This window comes from Lacipirellulaceae bacterium, assembly GCA_040218535.1.
Taxonomy (GTDB): domain Bacteria; phylum Planctomycetota; class Planctomycetia; order Pirellulales; family Lacipirellulaceae; genus Adhaeretor.
The window spans coordinates 1,318,278-1,334,662 of sequence record JAVJRG010000005.1; the positions used below are offsets into that span (position 1 = coordinate 1,318,278).

14 protein-coding genes, 1 tRNA gene and 1 riboswitch are annotated in these 16,385 nt (G+C 55.4%); of the genes, 8 read left to right on the forward strand and 7 right to left on the reverse strand.

The genetic code is table 11. The features are described from left to right. Positions 1 to 113 precede the first annotated feature (113 nt). The 3 genes from RIB44_05625 to mscL all read left to right on the forward strand — a co-directional run bounded on the left by RIB44_05625 (position 114) and on the right by mscL (position 2,565). On the forward strand, positions 114 to 1,010 hold the full coding sequence (locus RIB44_05625; protein ID MEQ8616054.1) for a hypothetical protein: 897 nt from the start codon (positions 114 to 116) through the stop codon (positions 1,008 to 1,010). Beyond that, on the forward strand, positions 1,010 to 2,032 hold the full coding sequence (locus RIB44_05630; protein MEQ8616055.1) for an RluA family pseudouridine synthase: 1,023 nt from the start codon (positions 1,010 to 1,012) through the stop codon (positions 2,030 to 2,032). The genes RIB44_05625 and RIB44_05630 overlap by 1 nt, the downstream gene beginning before the upstream one ends. Positions 2,033 to 2,139: 107 nt before the next feature. Then, a complete protein-coding gene (gene mscL / locus RIB44_05635) occupies positions 2,140 to 2,565 on the forward strand; it encodes a large-conductance mechanosensitive channel protein MscL (protein MEQ8616056.1) in 426 nt (141 codons plus the stop codon). 141 nt (positions 2,566 to 2,706) lie between these two features. Here the strand turns inward: mscL and RIB44_05640 are convergent, their stop codons facing one another. The 5 genes from RIB44_05640 to RIB44_05660 form a co-directional block, all read right to left on the reverse strand. Further along, complete coding sequence (locus RIB44_05640) at positions 2,707 to 3,474, reverse strand: PIG-L family deacetylase (GenBank protein ID MEQ8616057.1); 768 nt, start codon at positions 3,472 to 3,474, stop codon at positions 2,707 to 2,709. Between the two features lie 9 nt (positions 3,475 to 3,483). Further along, a complete protein-coding gene (locus RIB44_05645; protein MEQ8616058.1) occupies positions 3,484 to 4,140 on the reverse strand; it encodes a class II aldolase/adducin family protein in 657 nt (218 codons plus the stop codon). A gap of 46 nt (positions 4,141 to 4,186) precedes the next feature. Next, on the reverse strand, positions 4,187 to 4,819 hold the full coding sequence (gene purN / locus RIB44_05650) for a phosphoribosylglycinamide formyltransferase (protein ID MEQ8616059.1): 633 nt from the start codon (positions 4,817 to 4,819) through the stop codon (positions 4,187 to 4,189). 19 nt (positions 4,820 to 4,838) lie between these two features. After that, positions 4,839 to 8,300, reverse strand: a complete 3,462-nt coding sequence (ileS, locus tag RIB44_05655; GenBank protein ID MEQ8616060.1) for an isoleucine--tRNA ligase — start codon at positions 8,298 to 8,300, stop codon at positions 4,839 to 4,841. A gap of 137 nt (positions 8,301 to 8,437) precedes the next feature. Further along, a complete protein-coding gene (locus RIB44_05660; protein MEQ8616061.1) occupies positions 8,438 to 9,508 on the reverse strand; it encodes a lysylphosphatidylglycerol synthase transmembrane domain-containing protein in 1,071 nt (356 codons plus the stop codon). Between the two features lie 229 nt (positions 9,509 to 9,737). On the opposite strand from RIB44_05660, the gene RIB44_05665 reads away from it, so the two are divergent. The 3 genes from RIB44_05665 (at position 9,738) to RIB44_05675 (ending at position 12,213) form a co-directional block, all read left to right on the forward strand. After that, a tRNA-Ala gene (locus RIB44_05665) sits at positions 9,738 to 9,810 on the forward strand. Positions 9,811 to 9,835: 25 nt separating this feature from the next. Next, positions 9,836 to 11,209: an MFS transporter gene (locus tag RIB44_05670; GenBank protein MEQ8616062.1), complete on the forward strand. Its 1,374-nt coding sequence runs from the start codon at positions 9,836 to 9,838 to the stop codon at positions 11,207 to 11,209. A 422-nt stretch (positions 11,210 to 11,631) separates the two neighbouring features. Then, entirely contained in the window at positions 11,632 to 12,213 is a 582-nt protein-coding gene (locus RIB44_05675) for a hypothetical protein (GenBank protein MEQ8616063.1), read from the forward strand. Positions 12,214 to 12,524: 311 nt separating this feature from the next. On the opposite strand, the gene RIB44_05680 is transcribed toward RIB44_05675, so the two are convergent. Beyond that, the gene (locus tag RIB44_05680; protein MEQ8616064.1) at positions 12,525 to 13,556 is read right to left on the reverse strand and encodes a DUF362 domain-containing protein; all 1,032 of its coding nucleotides are present in this window, start codon (positions 13,554 to 13,556) and stop codon (positions 12,525 to 12,527) included. After that, positions 13,553 to 14,461, reverse strand: a complete 909-nt coding sequence (locus RIB44_05685; GenBank protein ID MEQ8616065.1) for a hypothetical protein — start codon at positions 14,459 to 14,461, stop codon at positions 13,553 to 13,555. Before RIB44_05685 ends, RIB44_05680 begins: the two co-directional genes overlap by 4 nt. A gap of 399 nt (positions 14,462 to 14,860) precedes the next feature. Next, a riboswitch (cyclic di-GMP riboswitch) is annotated at positions 14,861 to 14,963 on the forward strand. Positions 14,964 to 15,187: 224 nt separating this feature from the next. Here RIB44_05685 and RIB44_05690 point away from each other — a divergent pair. Both RIB44_05690 and RIB44_05695 read left to right on the forward strand, forming a co-directional pair. Next, positions 15,188 to 15,376, forward strand: a complete 189-nt coding sequence (locus RIB44_05690) for a Flp family type IVb pilin (GenBank protein MEQ8616066.1) — start codon at positions 15,188 to 15,190, stop codon at positions 15,374 to 15,376. Between the two features lie 408 nt (positions 15,377 to 15,784). Then, a complete protein-coding gene (locus tag RIB44_05695) occupies positions 15,785 to 16,360 on the forward strand; it encodes an A24 family peptidase (GenBank protein MEQ8616067.1) in 576 nt (191 codons plus the stop codon). Positions 16,361 to 16,385: the final 25 nt, after the last annotated feature.

A 16,385-nucleotide genomic window follows, 5' to 3' on the forward strand; every position in this document is an offset into this window, starting at 1 on the left:
TCGGCTTGACGCAACTTGTTGTTAGGACATACACTTCGGTCTTGCCGACGAGACACTAGCTTCGGCAGAAACCACGAGACGAACCAGGCAAGACAAGAATTAGGCAAGTATCGATGAAGACCGAACACCGTCACGAGCTGGAAACCAACGATCTGGCGAAGAAGCTCGCTGTGTGGATTGAAGGCGTCAAGCCGTATACCACTTACATTCTGCTTGGAATTGGGCTTCTCTTTGGGGGCTACCTCGCAGGTAGCTACTGGTCCGCCAAGCAAGCTCAGCAAGAGCAGGAGTTCTGGCAAGCTTACCAAACGGCCCTCACGACGAGCGATTCGACCCCCGCGTTTCAAGACTATTCAGAAGTACGTAAGACGGCTGCAAGCGAGGACTATACCGCCGCGGGGCAGCAGTGGGCGTATCTTACCTGGGCGGATCGTCAGCTATTAGTCGCTTCAACGAATTATCTGTCACAACGTGAGAAGTCGATGGAGCTGCTGAACTCGATCGTGGGCGTCTACGATCAGCTTTCAACGACTGCCAGCCAGCAGAGCGTCAGAAACAGGGCACAACTCGGCTTGGCCCGCGTGTACGAGATGCAAAACGAGCCTGAAAAAGCGAAGAAGGCCTACGCCGCGGTTCGTGGAATTTTCGAGACCGTTGCTCAGCAGCGACTCGAAGTTTTGGAGTCCGAACCGAACCAGAAAGCCATGGACTGGCTAGCGACCGCCGACTTGCCAGAACCCGCTTCGCTTAGTGGCGGTCTCCCGGGTGTAAGGCCCGATTTCGCCGCGGACCTACCTGAGACGGACGCCCAGCAGCAGCCAGCGATCACGAAGGGCTCGATTGAAGAACTACTAGGTAAACTAGGTGAAGCGGACGAGGACGAAAAGCGGTACGATGAGACAGAGGAAGGCGAGTCGTCGGAGGGAGAGCCTGAGACCTCTGAAGAAGATGCCAGCGAGGAGGTTCCCAGCGAAGAAGAGACCGCAGCCGAAACTGAAGAAGCGGAGTAATGTCTGCTCAGCCCCAGCCCGAAGAGGCCAAGAGCCTGTTTAAGGTTGAAGCCGAGCAGGCCGGGCAGCGGCTTGATGCTTTCCTCTCGAAGCAAATCTCCGCAGTCAGCCGTGTTCAGATTAAGCGAAGCATTGATGCAGGTCAGTGTTCCGTCAACGGCAAGTCACAGAAGGCTTCCTTCAAGCTCGCCGTTGATGATCAGGTCGAGCTGACTCTGCTCGCAGCCCAGCCCACAGGGCCCAAGCCTGAGCCAATCGCACTCGAAGTTCTTTTCGAAGACGAGTCGATCGCCGTCGTGAACAAACCAGCGGGCATGGTGGTCCATCCGGCGAAGGGGCATTGGGAAGGAACTTTGGCGAGTGCTTTAGCTCACCGATTTCAGAGCCTCAGCAAAGTTGGTGGCGAAACTCGGCCAGGAATCGTTCACCGTCTCGATCGCGATACGACCGGGGTGATCGTCGTCGCGAAAACCGACGCCGCGCATCGTCATCTTTCGCAACAGTTTCAGGATCGCACGGTCAAGAAGCAATATCTGGCAATCGTTCTCGGACGGCCCGACCGAGATCGGGATCGGATAGAGTTTCCTATCGGCCCTCACCCGTCGAGTCGCGAAAAGATGGCACTGCGTGCCGATCATGCGGACAGCCGAGTAGCCGAAACTTTCTACGAAGTGCTCCAGCGCTATCCGGGGTTCTCGCTAGTGCGGGCTGAACCGAAGACGGGTCGTACGCATCAAATTCGGCTTCACATGGTTCACGCGGGGCATCCCATCCTGTGCGATAAGCTCTACGGGGGCCGTTCGCGCTTGACTCTCGGAGAACTGCGGGCGTTAGTCCGAGTGAAGCATTTCCGTGACGAGTTGGACTCTGATACGGTCGTGCTTGATCGTCAGGCTCTTCACGCTCACCGTCTAAGCCTGACTCACCCGAAGAGCGGTGAGTCAATGGACTTCGAAGCTCCTCTTCCTGCCGATATGGCCCAACTGCAATCCATGTTGCAGGAAATCGCCCAATCGCGTTAAAACACGCGTGCTGGCAACCCGTTGGGGGGCTTGATGCAGTATCGAGAGGCTCGGAGCGGCGACCATTCAGGCGGCGCGGATTGACTATTCAACTTGGAGGAATCGCGATGGGAATGATCAAGGAGTTCAAAGAATTTGCCATGAAGGGCAACGTGGTGGACATGGCTGTCGGCGTGGTGATTGGCGGTGCGTTCGGCAAGATCATTAGCTCGTTGGTCGGCGATGTCATTATGCCGGCAGTCGGATTGGTGACCGGAGGCGTCGACTTTTCCGCAATGAAATACAAACTTCAGGAAGCTGTGCCCGCGGTGAAGGATGCGGAAGGCAATGTCACTACGCCTGCCGTTGAGGAGGTCGCCATCAACTATGGAACTTTCATTAACACAGCGATTGACTTCCTGATTATCGCCTTCGCCATTTTTATGGCCATCAAAGCGATGAACTCGATGAAGAAGAAGGAAGAGGAAGCCCCCAAGGCGCCACCTGAAGATGTTCAGCTTCTCCGCGAGATTCGCGATAGCTTGGCGAAGTAGAAGCGCACAGAATTCTGTTAAGTGACCCTCTAGCCCCCAGCGCGAGTTGGGGGTTCTTTTTTTAGGCGCGTAACTGAAACTGCGGAACCCAAGGCTTGCGCCATGGGCTAGGGATTTGATGCAAGGGAGTCTTCGATGCATCTAAAGATTCGTCTCGCTAGGTGGCGACACAACAACGTCGCCGAACACGGCGCCCATGAGGTTCTTAGTACCTAGCGTTCGAGGGCTAACAAATAACTCACCCGCTTCGAAACCAGCCGTTTGTCCGAGCATTCGCGCCCAAGACTCGACGCGCGGGAAGATGTTCTGTTTTTCTGGAGGAAACTGCGTTTCGTAGCAACGCACGGCGTTGAGTTTCGTTTCCAGCGTTTCGCTCACGTCGCAAACGATCTGCCCTGGACCGTCCATCGGTTTGGCGGAGTAGAAGGCGAGCGTGTAGTAGAGCTGGGCGTCGATACGATGCGTCGGCAGGCCTTCAAGGTGTTCGTCCCACTTCGTAAGCCGCGAATAGAAGATTGCCGCGTCGGTGATCTGCATCGCCTGCCAGTGATCGGGCGAGGCGAGGGGCGTTTTCTCACCGAAACCAAGCACTAGCTTTGGCCGATACTTGCGAAACTCAATCGCCAGTTCGACGCGTGCCTCAAAACTATCGAACAATCTTCGATTCGGCAGATCAAGCGTGATGCGTTCGTGAACGCCAAGCACCTCTGCCGCTCTGCGCGCTTCTTCCAAACGCACCTCGGGTCCTGGAGAACCGGGAGTCGGCTCGCCATCGGTGAGATCGATAATCCCAACGCGATAGCCTTGCTGTACGAGCGAGGCGAGCGTGCCGCCACAAGCGATTTCCACGTCGTCAGGGTGAGCGCCCACCGCGATGACATCAAGTTGCTGGTAGTCTTCAGTGCCCATGCTCACTCATTATTCGTAGGAGTAGAGTTGCTTCCTCAATGCCACCAACTCGGGTAGCTTGCCTGCCGGGATCGTCGGGATTTCGCCAAGCTGTCTAGCCAAATAAATCGTGCGACAATGAGCTTCGAGCATTTCCATCAGGTGATAGGCATGCTCGAGGCTGTTGCCGTAGGTCACGCCTCCGTGGTGTGCCAACAGGCAGGCGTTGCTGTCTGAAAGAAAGGGTAAGACCGTCTCCGCGAAAGCTTTTGTACCGGGCGTTTCGTAATGCGCAATCGCCACCTTACCAAAAAAGACTTCCGACTCCGGCGTCACCGCACGGGGTAAAGGCTGTTTGAGAACGGCCAGTGTCGTTGCGTACGGTGGGTGTGCGTGAACAACTGCTTGGATGTCGCTTCTGGCGTGCAGAATTTCCAAATGAAGTTTGATTTCGCTGGAGGGTGAGCGATCTCCTGCAAGTGGGTCGCCTTCTGGGGTCACGAGACAAAGATCGCTAGGCGAAAGCCGTCCTTTGCAAAGTCCTGTGGGGGTGCAGAGGATTTCGTTGTCCTTGCTTCGCAGACTGAGATTACCTTCGCTACCAGCAACCAGTTGCCGCTGATACATCCGCTCACCGATGTCGCACATCAGGCGTTTGGCGTCGTCGAGAGCTTGCGAAGCGTTCATGAAAGAGTGCGGCAGAGCAGGGCACCGGCGAACTGTTAGCTCGCGGCTACTTGGTAATAGTTACTTTGCGACCTTCGAGTTTCACTCTACCGGCGGCCAGCAACTTGAGGACATGGGGATAGGCATCTTTCTCAGTTTCGAACACACGAGCCGCCAGAGTGTCAGCCGTGTCATTGTCGAACACCGGCACGGGTTGCTGCCAGATGATCGGCCCGTTGTCGTACTCGTTATCCACGAAATGGACTGTGACGCCTGTGACCTTTGCACCGTAATCAAGCACCGCTTGATGAACGCGATTCCCATACATGCCGTGGCCGCAGAAGGCAGGAATAAGTGACGGATGAATATTGACAACCCGCCCCGCGAAGTCCTTGGGCACTGGAGCGAGCTTCAAGAAGCCCGCCATCACGACGTAGTCGACTTCCGCTTCGCGGCAGGCGGCAAAGATTGCTTCGCCATAGGAGAGGTCGGAGTCGTACTCGGAACGGTCGAAGACTGAGGTCGGGATTCCTGCCTCCTCGGCGATGTTCAATCCGCCCGCTTTCGCGGTGCTGGAAATGACGAGTCGGACATCCACTGGCAACTGCTCTGCCTTGGTATGTTCTAGAATGTTCGCAAGCGTCCGTCCGCCACCAGACAGCAGGACGGCAATCGTCATTTTTTGTGAGGTGGCTGGCATGGTGAGCGGAAAAGCGATTCTATTGCTTGCAAGTAACGGCGACGAAGAGTTTGGCAGTGTGGTCCCCGATTTTAATTTCGACAGGATCGACGTCGGAAAGTCCTTCAGCGCTCACTGTTTCGCTAAGGGTTTCGCTAGCCAAATACTCGTTGAATTGTTCGACGGCTTGCTTGAGCAACTCAGAATCGGTAACGACACCGACTTCGATTCGATCAGTGAATTCACATCCGAGTTCCTTACGTCGATCCTGAATCACACGCACAAGGTCACGTGCTAAACCTTCGGCGATGAGGTCCTCGGTAAGATCAGTGGCAAGCACGACAACAACGCCACGGTCATTCGCTGCCGCCCAGCCCTCTTTGGCGGTGAGTCGGACTTCGATTTCCTCATCGGTCAGCTCAACTGAATCGCCTTCGATGTCGAGAGTGACTTTGTCGTTCGCCTTCATTTCGGCAAGCAACGCGGCGCCGTCGGCCTTGCCGAGTGCTTGTTTCACTTTCGGAATTAGCTTGCCGAGTTTCTTGCCCAGCAGTTTGAAGTTTGGCAGCACCTGATAGTCAACGTACTTCTCCGGTTGATCGCTGAATTCAACCGCTTTGACGTTGAGCTCTTCTTCAATGACAGCGGCGTGTTCGGCGAGCCATTCTTGGTGCGCCGGATCGGCGAGGATGACCTCGACCTTGGCCAGTGGTTGGCGGACTTTTAGCTCCGCACTGGTGCGAGCGTTGCGTCCGAGCGACGAGATCAGCCGGACGAGGTCCATGCGCTCGGAAAGCGTTTCATCGATCGCCTCAGCGTTGCTTTCAGGATAGCTGCAAAGGTGCACGCTCTCTTCAGAGTCCAGCGAGAGCTGCTGCCAGAGACTCTCCGCCAAGAAAGGCACAAACGGTGCGATCATCTTCGTGGTCGTTAGCAGGCACTCGTAAAGCGTCCAGTAGGCGTCAAGCTTCCCGGGATCTTGCTTATCCTTTGCCCAGAACCGGTCGCGGCTGCGGCGGACGTACCAGTTCGATAGCGCGTCAACGAAAGCAATGATTGCCTGGCAGGCGTTGTAGTTATCGTACTCGTCCATCCGATCGACGACGGTGGAGATTGTGCGATTCAGTTCGCTGAGAATCCAACGGTCGAGCTCGCCACGCTCAGAAGCTACCCGGTAAGTCTTGCTCTCGCCGAACTGTTCTACAAATGAATCCCCTAGCCCCTGGCCCCTGGCCCCTAGCCCGTCCGGAGCGAATTCGTCAATGTTGGCGTAGATTGTGAAGAAGCTGTAGACGTTCCAGAGCCGTAGTAGAAACTCGGGCACGCTATCTTTGATTGCCTGTTCGCTATAACGAATCGAAGTCCATGGCGGCTGGTTAGCGAAGAAGTACCAACGAAGCGCGTCCGCACCGTAGAGGTCGAAGATCTCGTTCGGAGCGCGGTAGTTCCGCTTGCTCTTACTCATCTTCTGCCCGTCCTCGCCGAGCATCAGGCCGAGGACGATGCAGTTCTTGAAGGGATGAGGTGGCGATTGCGGATTTGGCATTGCGGATTGCGGATTGACGTTAGCTGAACCTTGGCCAAACAGCATCGTGCTAATGGCAACCTGCGAATAGAACCAACCCCGCGTTTGGTCGAGGGCCTCGCTAATAAAGTCCGCCGGGAATTGGTTCTCGAAGCGGTCGCGTTCGGGTCCGACTTCTTGGCCCCGGAAACCCCACTGTGCAAACGGCATCGCACCGCTGTCGTACCAGCAGTCGATCACTTCGGGGACGCGGTGCATGCGACCGCTGAAGCACTCTTCACATTCAAAGGTTACGGCATCGATGTATGGCTTATGAACGCGTAGATCGTCTGGTAGCTCTGGGTTCGCCTTTTTGGCTTCTTCCCAAACTTCATTTCCTCTAGCTAGCGGTTTCGAAAGCAACTCTTCGTAGCTCCCAACAGCCTGCTGTTTGTCGCACCGATTGCATTGCCATACGGGCAAAGGGGTACCCCAGAATCGCTCGCGGCTGAGTGCCCAGTCGACGTTCGATTCGAGGAACTTCCCGAAACGGCCATCCTTGATGTGCTCGGGTAGCCAATTGATATGGGAGTTGTTCTCCAGCATCGCGTCTTTGAAAGCGGTGGTCTTGATAAACCAACTTTCCCGCGGGTACTGGATCAGCGGGTCTTCCTCAGCCCGCCAGCAGAACGGGTAATCGTGCAGGTACTGTTCTTGGTGGAACAGCAGGCCGCGTTCTTTGAGATTGCGATTGATGTCCTTATCGCAATCCTTCACCCAACGACCGCGGACGAACTCAGGGGCCTCGTCAGTGAACTTGCCATCGGACCCGACGCAGTTGATGAGCGTCGGCCCTTCGCCCGTGTCGAAGCGAGCTTGCTCAGCGACCAGGACCTCATAGTCGACTTCGCCAAAAGCCGGCGCTTGATGAACCACGCCCGAGCCACTGTCGGTGGTCACGAAATCGGCGGCTACGACTCGCCACGCCAAGTAGTCTTCCGAGCCGTCTTTCAGTTTCCCACGCTGAGCACCGCCGAGCTTGAAGGGGACTTCTTCACTACAAAGCGATTGCCGATGCTGCGCCCCGGCGAGTGTGTAGTAAGTCTCGAACGGTGGAACGTAGCGTCGTCCGACGAGTTCTTGGCCCTGGCAAGTAGCGATTGTCTTCAGCTCTCGCTTCGACTTTGTTGCAATCGCTTCCACAAGGTCGCTGGCGAGGATCAGCAGTTCGCCCGTTTCGGTATCTTCAACGGTGGCATACTCAATTTCGGGATGAACTGCCGCGAACTGGTTCGAGGGCAAGGTCCAAGGAGTGGTCGTCCAAACGACGAGTGATGTTTTTGAAACCTGACCATCTTCAAGGAGAGGAAACTTTACGAACACACTCGGGTCAGCCACCTCGCGATAGCCTTGACCGACTTCGCCTGCCGATAGTGCCGTTCCGCCTTGGGCCCACCACCAAACAATTTTGTGGCCCTGATAAAGTAAGCCGCGCTCGTGAAGTTGCTTGAGGCTCCACCAGACGCTTTCGACATAGCTTTGGTGATAAGTGACGTAAGCGTCTTCGAGATTTACCCAGAAGCCGAGCCGCTCCGTGAGGCGTTCCCACTCCTGCATGTATCGCCAGACGCTTTTCTGGCAGAGCTGTATGAAGGGCTCGATGCCGTAGTTTTCGATTTCTTCTTTACTGTGGATGCCCAGTTCTTTGCAAACCTCAACCTCGACGGGCAGGCCGTGGGTGTCCCAGCCTGCTTTACGTTCGCATCGGAATCCCCGCATTGTTTTGTAACGCGGGAACAAGTCCTTGATCGCCCGAGTTAGGCAGTGCCCAGGGTGGGGCATGCCGTTGGCTGTCGGCGGGCCTTCGTAGAACACAAAGGGCGGAGCATCGGCCCGCGCTTTCAAAGTCTTCTCGTAGATGCCATTCTCTTTCCAAAAGTCGAGGATGGCTTCTTCGCGTTGCGGAAAGGTTTTGTCTTTATCGACGGGGGGAAACATAGATTCGATGTCAAGGCGAGCAACCGCGACCTAACAGGTCGCCGAAGTACTCTTGAAGGGTTCATGAACTCAAAACGCTCAGCATAACGAGATTTCAGAGCGTTCCCCAGGGGTTCTGGTTCAGCGATGGGAGCTACTTAGAGCAATTCGCCGCTAGCCAGATCGGTTGGGTCGAGCTTGCCGCTTTCCGCGTCGAGCCCCTCTTCGACGTCTTGGAGCGTCGCGTCGATGGATTTTTTCGCGCTGAGGTAATAGACAGCCCCCACGGCCGCAACCACATAGGTCATCACTCGATAGGTGAGGGCGACTAGGGTGCCGTCTCCCTTCGCGGCTCCGGTCATCGTTAGTAGCGACTCGACCGTCGCCTCGAAGGTGCCCAAACCGCTGGGGGTAATTGGCAGTGCCCCGGCGAAAAGGCTGATGGGGCCAATCAGCAGCATCGTTGCAAAGTCAGGCGAACTGACCGGGAGACCTTTTCCGATCGACCAGAGCCCCGTAGCGAGCAAGAGATGGGTGCAGAGGCCAAGAAGAATCGTCAAAAAAACGGTCCGGCGTTGGTCGCGGTATAACCTTGCCGCGTCCACGAGTTGGGCAACGGTATCCCCGACGACGGGCCACTTCTCGACCGACTCGCGAACGGAGTCGCTGGTCGTCGCCGGGACAAACAGGGCAATCAGTCCAACAGTCCCAAAAACCGCGGCCACCGCCACGATCTGGGCCATCATGCGTAGGTCTTCCGAGCCTTCTCCGAGACCACCGGCGATCACGAGGCCCAAGCTGGCCATCAGGATCATTGCGTAAAGCCCTACGATTCGATCGATGACCACACTGGCCACCGCATGGGTCTGGTGATCGGGCTGCTCCTTGGCGATGACTAGCGCTTTAAACAGGTCGCCCCCGATGCTTCCAAGCGACACCTGACTGAGCAGGAATCCGAGCGATCCCAGCCGGAAGGCATCGCTCATGTGAAACTTGATCCCCAGAGCTTTCACTAAGAAGTACCAACGCACGCAACTAATCGAGAAAGCAGTGAGTATGGCGACTTGTGCTAGAACCAGCCTTTGCCAGTCTTTGGGCTCGTTGAGCAGGCGATTGAAGACATCCTCACCTTGCAGCCGGTAGAGCAGAAACGCCATAATCCCTACTGCGAGCAGCACCTTAGCGGCGGCTATCAAGCGATGTCGGCGTTTAGCGGCAGCATCTGACAATGTGAAAGTAGCGAATAGAAAGTTGAAAGTAGGCTATTGAGTCGCAAAGGCGAAGCTAGCCCGCGAGCCACGCCTCGCGCGGCCCAGCGTCTGCTTCGGGACACGTTGACAATCCTTAAACTCGGTGATAGTTTCACCTTTCGACTCAACGGCGTCCACGCCAAGAGCCGAATTATCCCAAGTGCTGTGTTTTGCTGAGTTTGCAGCCAGCGAAATGCAGCCTTCCCGCGGGGGATTAGCTCAGTTGGGAGAGCGTTTGGCTGGCAGCCAAAAGGTCACCGGTTCGAGCCCGGTATCCTCCACTTCTTGCAATGTCCTGGTCTTCCAATGGCCTCATCGAGTTCCGACGAGGCCACCTCTACATCGACAGGCACTGGGCCGACTGAGACTGGGCCGACTGAGACTGGGAAAACCAATCTTGGCACCGAGTCGGCAGTCCGCTGGAAGCTGTGTGCTGCGATGTTCTTGCAACACTACAGCCTCGGGCTCTGGGCGGTCACGCTAGGCAGCTACATCACAGCCAATACCGGGGAACTTGGTTCAGGCATGTTCCGTCCTGGATTTGCCGGATTTGCGATGGGCGCCTCGGCAATCGGTGCCTTGGTCTCTCCCTTCGTAAGTGGTTGGCTAGCAGATCGATATATCGCTGCCGAGCGGCTTCTCGTGCTGCTGCATTTTCTAGGTGGGGCAGCCTTGATGGGGGTCGTTCTAGCGAGAAGTCAGACGGCATTTTATCTAGGGCTTGTGGGTTTCTTTATTTGCTACAGCCCGACTTACTCTCTGACCAATTCGCTGGTTTTTTATCACCGAGCCAATAGTTCGCGAGAATTCCCCATCATCCGAGCTTGGGGCACTGTGGGTTGGGTGTGTGCGGGGATCAGCGTCGGTTGGGCCTGGAAAGCTGGTTTCGGCACTTCTATCGAAGACCAAATAACTCCGCTGAAACTAGGCATTGGGGCGGAAATCGTCGCTGGTCTCTTTTGCCTGTTCCTTCCCCATACACCACCCACGCTCTCCCAAACTGGTTCGAGGAATTTTCAGCAACTACCTAGAAAGAGCTTGCTAAGTAGGCTGTTTAGCAGCGAGTCCCTCGTCCTATTTCGACAACCTACGATGCTGATTTCCCTTGTGGTTGCTTTCCTGGCAGCTTTGCCAACTCAGTTCTATTACGGGTACGGCAATCCTTTCTTCAACAAGTACGGCTTGGAGCATGCCGCGGCAAAGATGACTCTAGGGCAGGTGGTCGAGATCGCCTGCATGTTGGTGCTTCCGGCTTTGCTACTTCGCCTGGGGCTTAAGCGAATCTTGTTAGTAGGGGTTGCTGCTTGGGTAGTTCGCTATGTCTGTATGGCCGCGCTCTCAACCTCGGTTGCTGGAGAAACTGGAGTTGGGCTGATGTATCTGGCGATTCTGCTACACGGTGCTGCCTACACGTTTGTCAGCATCTCGTTGCAAGTTCATGTGAATCGGGTGGCAGGATCCTCGCATCGGGCGACGGCGCAAGGGCTTCTCGTGATCGTTTCTTCGGGACTCGGCCACCTAGCGGGTTCGTTGTTGGCCGGCTTTGCTGAGGGGAAACTTCTCTCGTCAGATCTCTCCCAAGGGTGGGACTCATTCTGGGCGGTCCCGGCTGCAATCTCAGGGATATGTTGGATTCTGATAGCGATCGGCTTTCCAGCAGGCGAAAAGGTCTCAGACTAGGCGTTCTCTAGAACAGCAGCGAGTTTTTCGTCCAGAAGCAGAATTTTTTCTCCGCCCAGGGACATATTTACCCTGCCCTGGAAGGGACAGTGTCGGGGGCTGAGAATTGTCAGAATTGTCGACAAATACAGCCTTTTTCCCCTCCAGCGGAGGTTGTGTTCAATGTTCCTAGTGACTGTAATCTCGGAGGGTTAGGGAGGATTTAGCGAAAGATTCGCGACTTTTTTCAAGCAAATCGATTGCATACTCCGCAACACATGCTTATTCTGGGGCTGTGTGAGGGAATAATCCGCGAAAGCGTTAAGTGCTAGCTTCGTTCGCTCATGCATGATTTGGGGCAAATCGCTCCTCTTGGGCCAGAAGATACGAGTTATCACAAATCATCACGGAATCTGGATCTTAACTGGAGTTGGGGAAGTCTAATGAAGACCACAAAATTTGCAGTCCTCGCAACCTTTGCGCTCGCATTGTTTGTTTGTTCCGCTGCCCACGCAGCACCGATTTCTTATCCAAATGTAGCCATCCCGCCTGCCGGGATCGTCTTTACTGACATCGTTGAAGACTCGGGCACGGACCCGACTCCTCTCTACGGTGCACCAAGTCCGTTTCTCGTCGGCCTTGATTTTAACCCAACGGCAGCTTTCTCTGCATCCAGTGTTAATGGTGGTGCGGATCTAACCGATGGCCAACTTGATTTCTCGGTACGCACTCGCCCGGAGGTTGGCATTACGTCGATCTCGCTGAGTGAGTTTGGACAGTATTCTCTGACTGGTGTTGGCACTGCAGCGACGAATGCTTTCGTTGGTGCAACCATGTTCGTGACCGTGACCCACTTGGACGGTGCACCTATCGCTCCAGTCAACCTGCCACCCGTCTCCGGGTTTGAGTCTTTTGACTTGGCTACGACTGTTCCGCCTCTGGGACCGTGGAGCCTTGACCTGACCGCTGGCGTCGCTGGATTCTTCGGAAGCCAACTCGTGACTGGTGTAGATGTAGAGTTCTAAACAACACACTGGCTGCGGCCAGCGAAGCCGGCACAACCGCCTTCATTGACAAGAAGGGCTTTGACATCATCATCATTCCTGAGAATGATCCAAACGAGATTCCCGAACCAGCCTCTCTCGCTTTGTTCGGTCTCGCCCTCTGCGGCGTCGGTACCTACGGTCGCCGCCGATAAGAAGAATCCAGTTAAGAGCAGGCTTTGCTCGCACATCCAAGAAAGCCCTGCCTTCCCCGGCAGGGTTTTTTTGTGATCTCTTGGTGTCACGGACTACGTCTTCGCTTAAACACCATTCTCCAAAACCGCGATCCTTCGCTAGGTAAAGTCAGCACCAGCAGGACGGAGCTGGCGTAGATGGGGCTCATCGAGAATCTGAAATGGACTCGCGACGCTTTTGATCGATTCGCCCCGTTGGTCAATCTGTCGGGGAACGATCGTTCCTAGCGAACGGGGGGCAATTCGCAAGTAGCTCACGGCAGTTGGATCAAGGTGCATGATGCGAGCGGCAGTGGCATCAACCGCGGGAAGGGACTGGCTCACCAAAACGAGCCCCATCTTTTTTAGGCTGCCCATGATGGGGCCGTCTCCTTCCATGCAGTCGATCGCATCGACGATTGCCAACGTGTTTGGCAGGGTGCTGTTGATATCGACGACCGTCTGGGGAATGCCATTGTGGTGCAGTACGTTCTTGGGCCAGCCGTACTTGATGCCCGGCAGAACGCCGTAAAAGTTTTTCATGGCACAGGTGAGACCGACCCAATGGTGGGTCTTCATCTTTGGCATGGAGACGACGAGGTCTGCCGTGAGCACACTTTCGGGGAAGTAGATTTCTCGCAGTGCACTCAAGCCGCCGCGATTACGCTTTGCTTTCACGGCCTGATAATTCAGGTCGGCGAAATCAAGTCCGCCATCCCGTAGTGCTTCGCCAACTCCTGACTCGACGAGCGCCATTTGCGTATCTCGCACGTGGCCGGGTGCCTCGCCAACGGTAACGGTTGCCCCCCAGGCTCGGAAGACTTCGGCCGCGGCGATAATCATCGCAGGGTGGGTCGTCATATGACGACGCTCGCGAGACGGTTCAACGAGGTTGGGCTTCAGTAAGACGCGTTTGCCCCGGTAGCGTTTCCCATCAAAACCGCAGGCGTTGAGTCCGTCGCGAATGGTTTGCACGAGCGGGCCATCGTAGGACTGGCCGCGTGCGATGAACACTTCGGCGTTCGATCGGTCTTGGCTAGGAAGGTACTTGGCGGCAGCAACGCTAGCGACGCCTGCCGCACCAGTGGCTAAAACGGTTCGGCGGCACGGCTTCCAGCTAGTTGATTGGTTTTTCCTGGTAAGATCGCTCATTGAAGTGCCTCTGCGTAAGCCGTCTGTGCCTGAACTGCTAGGCTCGACAATGAAAAAGGTTGCCTGAGTGCGGCTAGTAGCAGCAGCGACTGATGGTAGGTGCCAGGATTGCTCTTCGATTCGAGGCGTCGGAAGTGATCGGCTACAAGTTGATCTGCGTTTTGAGGCCGGCGATTAAACGCGGTCAGTCCAAGCAGAGCGAATGAAAGCGAGTTGGGTGTCACCAGATTATCTGCGACCGAGCGTTCCAGGTACTCCAAGGTCTGCTCAATACGAGAGTCGCTGACTTGATGCTCAGCGATTGCCCACATGGCGATCCCCGAAGGTTGCAGGTGTGGGAGAAGTTGTTGCCCGAGAACAAACGTATTGCCGTAGTTACATCCTCCCTCTGGGAGCAGTCGATCAGCGATCATTTGTACGCCGACTTTCACGCGCGGATGATCAGCGTAGCCCAACGCGGTGAGCGCTCTGACGAAAAAACAGGTTGGTTCCAGCCAAGAGTGCGTGTCGGCTGCCCATGACCAACCAGCCAGGGTCGTATCGTGACCGGCCTGTCCACTTCTTGGTCCGGTGCGTCCGTAGTCGTTAAGTGACCACTGGGTTGCTAACTGGATATTGGTCTGAAACTGGTCTGTCTTGCTCTGCTGATCGGCAAAGGCCCAGGCCAACGTTGCAAGACTGGTCGGCCAGCGTGGGGTACTCTGTGTTTGGCTTGCCCCAACTGAGCCGTTTTTCTGCTGACATTTGGCGAGCCAACGGGCCGATCGCTTGACTGCGGGATGCCGGTGCATGGCGAGCGCTAGCGCTGCCCAAGCCGCTGGCTCAGTCGCAGATTCATGGGGATTCGCTGCATAGTTCCAACGGTCAGCCGCCGCGAGCTTTTCGAGATGGTCTGAAACTCTCACTGTGAGATCCTTACGAAACGGCTGACGTAGGCTGCTCTTCAAGGTCGGGAGAGGCGCAGTTTGCCCACTCAAACTTACGATGCAAGATTGCAACAAGCTCAGAAACCTGTTGCATTCTCTAATCATTACCTGCTCGCTAATCGCAATATTCCGACTTTAACGACTGCCAGACAGAGAAAGCATGAGGAGTTCGCAACAACGTTTTGACTAGGGCAGCATCTGACATAGGTTTCAAGTGAGGTCCAAGGTTGCTTGCAATTGAGGACTTCAACGGTGAACGCTTGCAGGTGTTTACCAATGTGAAACGTGCTTTTCTCCTTAGTCTCGTCATGCGAGTTCTATCACGGAAGTTAGAAGGCGAGAGGCTCCGCTCACACTTTGAGCCTGCTGCGTGACCATCCTCGATAAAGGCAATCAGGCCATTTGGCTTGTGCGCAAAGCTTGGGAGCGATCTTACTGGAGAATTTGATTCTCTCGTTAGGCCGTTAGCCCGGCTGCCGAAGGGATGCTTTGCTTTAGGGCAACGCAGCACTTAGGTGAGATGGGATGTAACGCAAACTTTAATTTTCCCGGCCTTGTCGCTCGAAGAGTGCAGGCTCGCGAATCCTGAGAGCCCTTGCTCTGAGGAGACGTTGCGAGAGACAGGTCGAACAACGGGAACACAAGTCCCGACAACCATGTAGGGTGCTGATCTTCGTGATCAGCATCGAAAACGGAGAATTTGCTATGAAGAAGTTTGCACAGAAGGTACAGAAGTTTTTGGCGTCGGAAGACGGCCCCACCGCCGTTGAGTACGCTGTGATGCTCGCCCTGATCATCATCGTTTGCTTGACTGCTATTCGCTCGATTGGTACCAACGCCAGCGCTACTTTCAACGCTGTCGCAGGTCAGTTGAGCACCACGACTGGTAGCTAAGCAACTGCCGACGCCCTACATGGATTGTTCTTGGGATAGAAAAACCGACCCCTGCGGCGCTGATTGCGTCGCAGGGGTTTTTTCGGTGCGATAAGTGAAAAGAATCCGAAAAAACGGCCTGTAAATTCTAGGCGAACTGCGCCTAGAGCTGATTTGTGGGCTATTTTTTCTTGGCGAACTCCCGACCCACCATCGCGTTAGGGAGTTTTCCGCGACTGTTACCTGAGGAGGATCAGCAAATGACCTCTCTACTACCTGAAGAACTTATTCGACTAGCCTGCCACACGATCTGTTTCGGAGTTGCTTCCGTCTCAGCCGTGATGGCCTGCCTGTTCATGCCTCGCTGGTAAGCAGCGAACACTCCCTAAACTTCACTCGCAATCAATTATCTAACGAAGGTTCCCCCTCATGTTCGACGCACAAGCATTCCTGGCCAACCTCGGTGAGAACTGGCCCGTTTGGGTCGTGACGATCACGTTGGTCGTGGCCGCTGTCATTGATGGCATCAAGCTTAAAGTGCCCAATGCCATCACCTTTCCCATGATCATCAGCGGCTGGGCCTACAGTGCGATGCTCACCGGATATCCCCCGATTGAAGGGCTGTGGTGGAGCATGGTTGGCACTGCCATCGGGCTAGGATTGCTGCTGCCGCTCTACGCGATTGGCGGTATGGGAGCTGGCGATGTCAAGCTGATGGCCGGTGTTGGAGCGTGGATGTGGAGCGAAACGACCTTTTACGCTTTCGCCTGGACGGCCATCGTTGGCGGCGTGATTGCTTTCGGGATGGTGCTCTATAAGCGACAGTGGAACAAGCACAAGGACCAGTTCTGGGGCATCCTCAATGAGATTGCTACGGTGAAAGACCCCGAGAAGCTAGCGGAAATCGCTGCTGAGAGAAAGCCACGCATGTTCCTGCTGCCTTACGGAATTCCCATTGCGATTGGCTCGATTGGCTACTTCGCCTGGGAAGGAATGCTGGTCTGATCCAGCGCTAGTTGCTCCAACTTAA